The organism is Bacillus fungorum, assembly GCF_002746455.1.
In the GTDB taxonomy this organism is placed as follows: Bacteria; Bacillota; Bacilli; order Bacillales; family Bacillaceae_G; genus Bacillus_A; species Bacillus_A fungorum.
Genome location: NZ_NWUW01000041.1, coordinates 18064 through 27903, shown reverse-complemented (window position 1 = coordinate 27903; position 9840 = coordinate 18064). Strand labels below are relative to the sequence as shown.

The window sequence follows — 9840 nt, the reverse complement described above, 5'->3', positions numbered from 1 at the left end:
ATCTTTAAAACCGAGTTCGTTCGCGGTCGTCATTTCGCAAGTTTAGAAGAATTGACCTTAGAATTGAACGACTACGTAAACTGGTTTAACAATGTCAGAATCCATGGAACACTGGGCTATTTGAGTCCTGTTCAGTACAGGCAGGAACACCTTAAAAAAATTGTCTAGTTTCGTGTTGACATACCAATCCACACCCTAAACATATAAAAGAGATTATAGAAGGCCTTTTAAGAACTTAGGGTAAAAAGAGCTGACATATCGTTGCTCTTTTGTCAAAATCTTAACGTTATTACTATAAATATGGTAAATGAATTCTTCCCCTCCTTCCAATAAGCTAATACTGTTACTACAATTTATTAAGTAACTGAAAAAAGAGTAAAAAATCTCCTTAATAACGATGTTATTCAATCATTATCTTCTGCTGTTTTCGGATTTCATATGCCACCATTATGAACTGTTTAGACAAATATAAGGGAATCCTTGTGAATTTTGTTTTCGTCACTTCTCACAATACAAGTGTGTCATGTTAAGTTAATATTTACTAACCCAAAGTGTTCACCGTTCTCCCAAGTTTTATTCATCATAAATCTTATGCTAATTTTTTCTCTCTTCCCTTATCTCTCTAACTTTAGTCGGAAGTCCTGTTTCTAGTTCTTTCTCATCATATTTTAGCTTTAGTTCTTTTCTTAATTGTTGATATTCTTTCACAATTACCTTAACTAAATTTTCCAATTCTATATACTTATACCGCTCCTCACTTACGTTACGAATATGAATATCTAGTACAGACAACAGTTCATTGCTAGCATATGAAGAATTTTTCAAAACAAATTCAATCATATAATTGTCATTAATAATTCCAGGTGCTCCCGCATTGTTAAAGTATAATTGTTCCGCCCCATATTTTCGTCCATACATTACCAATGAACCTAATCTAGCGTTAATTATCATATATAATGGTGCATATAATTCTTTGAATTGTTCACTCTTCTTCCGTTTCTTTTCTTTACGAGGTTCAATAACATAATGTAATAACAAAAATAATCCTAATGTAACTATCGATGTCGCCATTGCTGCAACACTTAACGTTGGATCAAATTTCATTTTTTCAGCCTCCATCCATTAATCCTATTAGATAATATATCAAATATTAATTTATTAAACCAGTTACCCACATATTATATGTCAAATGCTAGATTTCTTGATATTCATAGCTTCATGACACTTTCCTTTTTAAGTTACACAGCAAAAAAAGTGTATAAATTGCGGTTACACTTAAATACCTAAAAAATTAAATATTTAAAGACGTGCATTTGCACTCTTAGCTTATTCTACTAGGTATTTTGTAGACTGAACATTTGTCTTTTGAAAATGCTCACGTTTCTCCGTAGTGTCTAACTTCTCCACCACAATGCATGATTGACTCTCCGTTATTCTTTAAATAATTCACTTTCTTTGAATCCAGACCTACATTTATCAAAGGTAAAACTCCCTCAATTATATATTAAAATGTATACTCTAATTTATATCCTGAAAACAAATTCAAGAATATTCCAACTGGTCGCTATATATATTTCTAATAATATAAACTGAAAAGGAGGAATTCGTACATAATGGAATATAGATTATTAGGCAACACGGGATTAATAGTTTCAGAGATAGGATTTGGTTCTTGGGCGATTGGTGGAGATGAATGGGGCGCAGTAAAAGATAACGAATCAATTGATGCAATTGAGAAAGCGATTGACCTAGGAGTTAATTTTATTGACACTGCTGATGTTTATGGACTAGGTCATAGCGAAACACTCGTTACAAAAGCTATAAATAAACGTAGGCAGGATATCATTCTTTCTACAAAAGGTGGATTAATTGGTCATCATTATGATCCAAATCAACCAGCGGTTTATGGAGACCCTCAAAAAATCATTGATGCGTTTGATGCTAGTTTACTGCGGCTTAAAACTGATTATATAGATGTGTACTTTTGTCATATTTGGTGGGATAAACCTGAAGAAACAGAAGTCTTTCTACAAGCTTTCCAAACCTTAAAAAAATCTGGCAAAGTGAGAGCAGTTGGCGTTTCTACTAATGATTTAGATTATATTAAACATTTTAATCAGAATGATGATTTAGATGTTGTACAATTCGATTATAGTATTTTAAATAAAGAACCTGAAAAAGACATCCTTCCTTATATTGAACAACATAATTTAGGCGCTGTGATAAGAGGTCCACTTAAGATGGGAATTTTAACTGGGAAATTTAATCATGAAACTCAATTTCCAGACGATGATTTAAGAAAAGATTGGCCCCAAGAAAAGTGGTTTAAAGAAAACTTAAATAAGGTAGAAAAATTAGATTCACTTGTACGATCAAATCGAAGTCTAGCGCAAATTGCCTTACGTTATGTTTTAAGCCATCCAGCCGTTTCAGTTGCGATTCCTGGTGCAAAAAATTCTACTCAGGTTGAAGAAAATTCTTCACACTTAACTCGTCCATTATTATTAGATAATGAAATTGAATTCATTAAAAAACTTTAACTATACTATTATTCTTCCATAAAAATCATACTAATTTAACTGCTAATTCATCCTCTATTCCATATGTCTATCTACTCTTCATCAAAGAATCTAATTAAAAATTTATCATAAAAGTAAATATCCATTTCATATGAAGATTACTTAGGGAAAGGAGTTTAATTTACTGGCTTCTCCTTTCTTCTCATTATCTTTAAGGAATTTTTAAAGTCTATTTCTACTACATTCCTACTAGATAAGACATCCACTAATCATTAACAATTTGTATAACTGTATATAGACTCTACCAAATTACTAAAGGAATCTCCTTTCCTCTATCGAATTATTTGTAGAGGAAAGGAGAGGAATACATGGAAATTCTAGGATTAGATCCTCGCGCATTAGCGACTTTAGGTGCACTTGAATACACCAACCGTCGCAATCAATTAATCGAAGACTCGGAGAATAACATATACGAGTGTAAAGAAATTAAAGAAATACTTCAATCACTCCCTAAAGAGAAGCAGATTGAGGTTCTTGAGAATCAAGCTTACTTTGAAGCTGTGGCAAAGATGATTGAACAAAACAATTTAATTCTTTTAGAACAGATGAAAGCTCTACAGCTAATTCAGAAATAACAAACTTATGATTGATTAATTCTACATATGCTTCCATAAATAATGTATCTTTATTTATACCATCGGCCTCTGCTTCTACAGGGGCTTTTGTTTTGTCTTGATTCATATTTTGAATTTGAACAGTTTCTTTCACATGTATGAATAGATCTTCTAATAAACCTGGTGTAGACTCTAATTCCTGCTTTTCAATTTCCTCTGTTACAGCACTTATAAATTCCCATAGTACTTTTGCACCTAATAGTTCCGCTAATCTTTTTTCACGCATTTCAAATGTTTTCATGTTCATGCAAACACACTCCTATAATTTATATATAAAGATAAAAATATTATCCATTTATGTAAAATTGCCTAAAACACCTTCTAAACTTACATTTTAAAAAATCACTACATCATCTTAAAAATCTATCATTATTCAACACACTTCGTGTTGTTCTGAGTCAAAAAAAATTGTTTGGACTGTAACACCATAGAAATTCGCTAATTTTATTTTTATATTATCTCGTGGGATTCTCTGTCCATTTTCATACATCTGTAATGTACTAATACTTATTCCCACCGCTTTTGCCACCTCTTCTCTAGATCTCCCATTTCTTAAATTAATTAAATTTTCAGCCACTCTTTTATAATTCATACCTTCTCACCCCCAAAAACCACATTTCGTGTTGTTACTTAGAATATAAACCGCACAAAATGTGTTGTCAATAGATTTTAATTATCAATTTTTAAAAATTTTAATATATTAACACATATTGTGTTAATATATTATCAGGTGATAGAATGAAAACGTTTGGAAATATAATTCGTAATTTAAGAAAACAAAAAGGAATTACACAAAAAGAACTTGCTCAATCGCTTCTACTAAGTGAAAGTACAATTGGTATGTATGAGCGTAATGAACGCCAACCTGATTACAATACCTTGATTCGTATAGCAGATTACTTTAATGTATCTACTGATTTTCTTCTTGGGCGAGATTCTAATGTTAAAGAGGACGGAAATAATATAGAACTAGATCAATGGTTAAATGATATAAAGTTTGCACCATCTCAAAAGCGTGAAGAATTAAAACGTTTTTGGAAATTTTTAATGCAGGAAGAAAAATAATAAAATAAACCTCCACCATGACAGGTTGGAAATCGTGAATTCGAACTTCTCTGGGGTCACAAAATACGATAAAATGGCGTTCTATCAACGGATAGAGCGTTATTTTTATGCGATGATTTACTCGTTGATTTGGCCGACAGAATTGCGGTACACCGCCAAACTGTATGTCGATATGGAAACATCCTATTTCGTTACTTAACGAAAAGTTTTTTTGTTTGTCTTCTAAACGTTTGAAAGGTAAACGTATAAAACAGACGCGTGCTACTCGTAGTACCTCAGACCATTTACACGTTCTATTTACTAACATTCACCAACGTATAAAAAGCCGAAGAACGAGCGCATGGTACCCTCTGAAGGAAATCGATAAGAATCACTTTAACAAACGTTTAAAAATATTTGCCAAGAAAACCGGTATAAATAAAAGTAGATAGAACGTGTTTATCCGTGATTTTATAGGCTTTCTCAGCGAACGTTGCTTTCAATCCATCCCCGTTCTCTACTATGATATTTATATTTACCTTTTTGATATTTTGTAAAGATAATTATTGATGTCCTAAGTGAGAAAGGTATTTCTAAAAATAAACATCTTACTGAAAAACTTGGATGGGGACATGAATTAGAAAAACAGTATAGCGAAAATACTTTAGTAAAAATTCGTAATGTAACTAATAAAAGTTATACAATTGAAGTTAACACCAAAAACAGCATATCTATTGAAAATGGCTTTTCTGACCAAGAAACGCAACAAGAACTAGCTAAAAGAGAAAAAGAATGCGAGCAACGAGAAGTACAGCAACCTAAACAAAATAAAGTTCAGACTACAACTGTTGATGCAAACAGTAAAGGTGAAGTGTGGCTAAAATTATCCGAAGCAGAGAAACGAACATTAACAAATAAGCTAATTAGTAACTGGAAGTATAATGGATATACAGTCACAGTAGGTGCTGGTTGGTTTATCGGAGATTTAGATTCATTCTATGGAACCCCAGAAACAAACGTAAATACTATCGCGGATGTTATGACTCTATCCGGTGTCGCTAGCGGAGTAGTAAAAAAATAAAAAATTCGACCGCCTGTAATAGGCGGTCTTTTTACGTACATATTAACGCACGTCCACATAAGTCGGGCTAACCATGATGTAGTACGTATTCCCTTTCGAATTGTGCACCCGGTATTGCGGCAAACCGTTTACGTCGACTTTGGCGTCGATAGTTCCCCTTTTAATATCTTTGCCATACGAGAGAATTATATATTTCAGCCAGTTCTGCATCTGTTAAGTTAAATTCCCGTATATCCTCTCTGTATATATTAACAACTCCATCGGTTGATACTTTAGCATATTTACCGGATGCTAGTTTAAGGTCGATATCCTTATCCACCCTAACACTATGTATATGCAGTAAGGTATTCTCCACTGTGTAATTCTCGTTTAAACCTCGAATAGCATCACCTGGTCCCCATGGTGTATTTTTAAAAATATTTAATTCATCCAAATCCGCTAGTAAGGTATCTTCTTGAATTTCAACCTCAAAAATATAAAATTCCTTTACTCGCGTAGTCTTTTTATGCCCCTAACTCATTGCAGAGGTAATACGATCTGATAAATAAACAAAGTTTGGATCTGTTACACCATCGTATGGTTGCTGGTTCTTCTTTATTAACCCTGTTTTTAAAATCTCATTTCCAAAGTCTAGTGATGTTCCGTGGAATAATTTCATACTTAATTAACTCCCTATCACTTATATATTTTTCTATTTCTCTTATTCTGTTTTTCTCAAACTTTCTTAATTATTATTCTAACACAATAATTATTCCCTTCACCAGATTTGCGCTTATAAATATAAGCACAAACCAAATAATAATAAGCTAGCGATATATGATAGCAATATATTAAAATGTAAAATGAAAGCTAGAGTATTATTTCGTCATTTAGACCCGAAGTTATTTTTAATACGCGGATTTCTCTCGCACCTGGCGACCGCATGTACAAAATGACGCCCCCGCCCCTTATTCAATTCCGCATATTCTATACATTTTTCCGAATATTCAATGTAACAGAATTATCTTTTGTTACATTCATTATCGATTCAAAACGTTATTATATCAACATTTGTAGCGGCTTACATATCGATATATATTGCATAATATACTGTATAAATAGCACGAAAAATTTCGAGGGTGTGTCCGTCTAGAGCGAGCGACTGACCTATGGTAAACCGATGTAAACTCCCGAATCCATTTCCTTCTATATATAGCGGAAAAAATAGACCGCTTTACATGTCCGTTAAAAGTTTCGGATGGATATCCACCTGACCCCTTCGCCTGGTAAAAGACGTAAATTACTATACTGTACTACAGTCGATATAATCCAATTCCTCCTTTTATGGCGCGGATTATCTGCATTATAGTTCCCTATTGAAATTTCGTTAGAGGGCCTATGTATGGGCCGGAAAGCTGACGAAACGGGAACGATTGAGACACCGATAATATAATCGCTTCTATATATACGAAGAAAAAACGATACTTCTCATTACAAGATATTTCGTCGGTTACGATGCACGGTTTCCGTGCGAGAGAGAGATTATCGAAGAATGAGGTTTAGAAGGTGGGCGTGCGGCTGGTAATACGTGCCGCAATGTATAATGGTGAGAATGCGCTTATTTGTTCAGTTTTGTTAATTATACAAGATGTGATGTGAATTTGTTTCTATTGTTCATCTTGTAAAATTAATCATGTTAACACACTATGTGATAGACTTTATATTGACATATGAGTTAAGGAGGAAGAGTAATGACAACAGAAATACAACACCTACCATTAAAAAATATAGACACGGATAAACTCGGATTTAAAGAGAAAGCACAAGAAATTGCTGATTTTATTAACAAGACTTCTCCTCAACTACCCTACTCAGTTTCTATTAACGGGTCATGGGGAGCAGGTAAGTCTACAATGTTAAATTTTATAGAATCTAAATTAGAAAAAGGAAAATGTAAAGTTGTAAGATTTAATCCATGGATGATCTCTGACAGTGACGAACTTATAAAGAACTTATTTGAAGAAATATATTTTGCAATGGGTGAAGGAGCTTTTAAAAAAGCTAAAGATAAATTCTATGCATATGCACAAAAATTAATACCTTCAGCAACAAAGGCTTTAACATTTGCTGGGGCATATGTGCACGGCATCCCACCGGCAGCTGCTACCACTGTAAGCACAATTGCAGGCGATACCGTAAAAGTAGTTAGCGACTCATTATTTGACGAAAAGCCTTTATCAAAGAGAAAACAGGATTTAAATAATATGTTGGATGAGACCCTCAGAGAAGACGAGCAAAAAATAGTAATTATGATCGACGAGTTAGATAGGTTATTTCCTGATGAGGTTGTTACCGTCTTTCAAATGATTAAATCTAACTTGGACTTACCAGGTCTCTTTTTTGTAGTAGCTATGGATGATGAAGTTATATTTGACGCCTTATCCAAAAAGGGCATTAGTAAGCCTGAATATTACTTGCAAAAGATTTTCCAAAGAAAATATATGATTAGTAGTAAATATCAACTTATGACATTAACCGATAAATTCGTTCTTAATAACCTTAATAAAGACACATTAGAATCTGAAAAAACATTAGAAAAGTGTCTAAAAGCATATTTTTATTTAGAAGAAAAATATTACGCATTAAACAGCGTCATAAAAACAAATGAGTATGATAGCCTGACCCCTCCAAACGGTTGGATAGCTGTTGTGAATGATGATGCCCTAATAAAAGAATCCTATCTACTTGTTTTTGATGCTCTCATGAGGGAAATAAATTTACATAACCCTAGAACATTTTTAAACTTTAAAGAGTTACTTTTAGAGCGTTGGTCAGATTACTATAATCATATATTTAATAATAATAAGGAAAAGAAGATCCCTTGTTTTATTCATACAGCTTTTTTGATTTTTATTGCTCACTATTTTTATCCTAACTTTGTGGAAATTAAAACTTTTACTGAAACAACACATAAAAATAAGGAAGTGCCCAATTTTTTAAATATCATATCCGAACACATACATGTAATAACACCTTATTTCGAAGAAGATACTAATAGTCCATATGATCGCGGTGGTAAAAGATTGTTTCCTAAATCTATAATAAAGACTGCAATTCTTTATTTATATAAATTCCCTGATGATATAAAAATTTTAGATGTCTAATAGTAACTTTAGCATTCATGATATAGATAAAAAATGAAAGAGGTTGATCTGTTATCAATAACACATTTGACAAAACTAGCATTGCAATTGTTTTTATGATACGGATCGTCTCTTTTTCTCAACTACCCTATATTTTTTCTACTCCCCAAACATCTCGTCCAATTTATCCGCCACCTCACGTTGCATTGTCGGTAGCACATGACTGTAGGTATTCAAAGTCGTTTGAATATCGGTGTGGCCTAGACGCTCTGATATCAGCTTTACATTAACGTTTTGCTGAATTAACATCGTTGCGTGTGTATGGCGTAGGTCGTGGAAACGTATTTTAGGTAGTCCGAGTTTTTCGATTAAGTTATAGAATTCTATACGGCCATTTGTAGGTATTAACAGATTTCCTTTACGTGCACATATTACTAGATCGTTATTCTCGTAATCTCTACCGTGATATAAGCGTTCTTTCTTTATCGTTTCACGATGTAACTCTAACTCTCCGATTAGTTTTATCGGAAAATGTATATTACATATACTTGCGTTATTTTTAGCGCCTACTTTAATTTCCCCCGTCTGGGTTAACGTCTGTCTTATGAAAATTATCCTATTTTCGAAGTCGATGTCACTCCAACGTAGTCCCATTATTTCGCCTTGACGCATACCCGTCAGTAATGCGATGACACAGGCAATATAAAAACGAGTAGGGCGATAAACATTTTTTCTCTCATTTATAAAATGATTAACTTGCTCTAACGTCCACACATTTATTTCCGAGGTCCTTCTTAACTTAGGTAGTGTAATCCCTATCGCGGGATTCTCTTCTATGTTCACGAGTGAAGTTCTTGTCAGTACCACAGCAAGCACATTTTTTCATGTATCAAACCTCCTCATTTTAAATGTTTATTTACCTATGAATTTAAGTGGAATTTAAGTGAATTTTCTCACTTTCCTTTTATTTTTTTCAAACATACTTTTTATAACAGCATGTAGTTCATCTATCTCTTTTCCTTTTAATATCTCCGATACATCATTACTACTAAGTATTCTTGGCCCTTTCACCCCCTGTGCTCTATAACCTTTTTCATTTAATTTAAAAGCTACTTTGGAAACATTATTCTCTAAAGCATATTCATATATTGCAGCTGTCTCTAAAGAAGTCACTTTATAATTTGAAACTAATTCTATAAAAACATTTAATTCTTTAATCTGCTCTTCTGCTTGGTATAAATTCATTTTCTTACTTCCTCCTTATTCGCTATAAAATATAAATATATGGCATAAAATCTGACATAGCATATTCATGCTTACCAGAAACAGTCGAGTTAAAAACATTCATTATAAAAACGTTAAGCAAACCATAAGGAAAGTAGATTTAAAAATTCTACTTT

The 9840-nt window shown here is 33.0% G+C and carries 11 protein-coding genes and 3 pseudogenes; 5 read left to right on the top strand and 9 right to left on the bottom strand.

Annotation, left to right across the window (positions count from 1 at the left end; genetic code table 11):
• The coding region (locus tag CO726_RS28240; RefSeq protein ID WP_169513096.1) for an IS3 family transposase at positions 1-168 on the top strand (168 nt) is incomplete at its 5' end.
• Between the two features lie 426 nt (positions 169-594).
• Here the strand turns inward: CO726_RS28240 and CO726_RS28235 are convergent.
• Together CO726_RS28235 and CO726_RS33270 are read right to left on the bottom strand one after the other, a co-directional pair.
• The gene (locus CO726_RS28235) at positions 595-1104 is read right to left on the bottom strand and encodes a hypothetical protein (RefSeq protein WP_242071325.1); all 510 of its coding nucleotides are present in this window, start codon (positions 1102-1104) and stop codon (positions 595-597) included.
• Positions 1105-1329: 225 nt separating this feature from the next.
• Positions 1330-1501 (bottom strand): annotated as a pseudogene (locus CO726_RS33270) (SDR family oxidoreductase); the annotation flags it as partial.
• Between the two features lie 112 nt (positions 1502-1613).
• On the opposite strand from CO726_RS33270, the gene CO726_RS28230 reads away from it, so the two are divergent.
• The gene (locus CO726_RS28230; protein ID WP_099686473.1) at positions 1614-2540 is read left to right on the top strand and encodes an aldo/keto reductase; all 927 of its coding nucleotides are present in this window, start codon (positions 1614-1616) and stop codon (positions 2538-2540) included.
• Between the two features lie 489 nt (positions 2541-3029).
• Here the strand turns inward: CO726_RS28230 and CO726_RS28220 are convergent, their stop codons facing one another.
• Entirely contained in the window at positions 3030-3440 is a 411-nt protein-coding gene (locus tag CO726_RS28220) for a hypothetical protein (RefSeq protein WP_099686472.1), read from the bottom strand.
• A gap of 126 nt (positions 3441-3566) precedes the next feature.
• Positions 3567-3785, bottom strand: a complete 219-nt coding sequence (locus CO726_RS28215; protein WP_098828695.1) for a helix-turn-helix transcriptional regulator — start codon at positions 3783-3785, stop codon at positions 3567-3569.
• A 146-nt stretch (positions 3786-3931) separates the two neighbouring features.
• Here CO726_RS28215 and CO726_RS28210 point away from each other — a divergent pair, with 146 nt between their 5' ends.
• Both CO726_RS28210 and CO726_RS33075 read left to right on the top strand, forming a co-directional pair.
• Complete coding sequence (locus CO726_RS28210) at positions 3932-4258, top strand: helix-turn-helix domain-containing protein (RefSeq protein ID WP_099686471.1); 327 nt, start codon at positions 3932-3934, stop codon at positions 4256-4258.
• 850 nt (positions 4259-5108) lie between these two features.
• Positions 5109-5318: a hypothetical protein gene (locus CO726_RS33075; protein ID WP_342750861.1), complete on the top strand. Its 210-nt coding sequence runs from the start codon at positions 5109-5111 to the stop codon at positions 5316-5318.
• A 42-nt stretch (positions 5319-5360) separates the two neighbouring features.
• On the opposite strand, the pseudogene CO726_RS32685 reads toward CO726_RS33075, so the two are convergent.
• The 3 genes and pseudogenes from CO726_RS32685 to CO726_RS31995 all read right to left on the bottom strand — a co-directional run.
• A pseudogene (locus tag CO726_RS32685) lies at positions 5361-5471 on the bottom strand (N-acetylmuramoyl-L-alanine amidase); the annotation flags it as partial.
• Between the two features lie 7 nt (positions 5472-5478).
• Positions 5479-5751 carry a hypothetical protein gene (locus CO726_RS32000; protein ID WP_169513095.1) on the bottom strand — a complete coding sequence of 91 codons (273 nt, stop codon included), beginning with the start codon at positions 5749-5751 and terminating at the stop codon, positions 5479-5481.
• Between the two features lie 78 nt (positions 5752-5829).
• Positions 5830-5976, bottom strand: a complete 147-nt coding sequence (locus CO726_RS31995; protein WP_169513094.1) for a hypothetical protein — start codon at positions 5974-5976, stop codon at positions 5830-5832.
• 1072 nt (positions 5977-7048) lie between these two features.
• On the opposite strand from CO726_RS31995, the gene CO726_RS28195 reads away from it, so the two are divergent.
• Positions 7049-8461, top strand: coding sequence for a KAP family P-loop NTPase fold protein (locus tag CO726_RS28195; RefSeq protein ID WP_099686470.1), 1413 nt, complete (start codon positions 7049-7051; stop codon positions 8459-8461).
• Positions 8462-8599: 138 nt separating this feature from the next.
• Here CO726_RS28195 and CO726_RS28190 read toward each other — a convergent pair.
• Positions 8600-9277 (bottom strand): annotated as a pseudogene (locus CO726_RS28190) (site-specific integrase); the annotation flags it as partial.
• A 102-nt stretch (positions 9278-9379) separates the two neighbouring features.
• Complete coding sequence (locus CO726_RS28185; protein WP_098585207.1) at positions 9380-9685, bottom strand: hypothetical protein; 306 nt, start codon at positions 9683-9685, stop codon at positions 9380-9382.
• Positions 9686-9840: the final 155 nt, after the last annotated feature.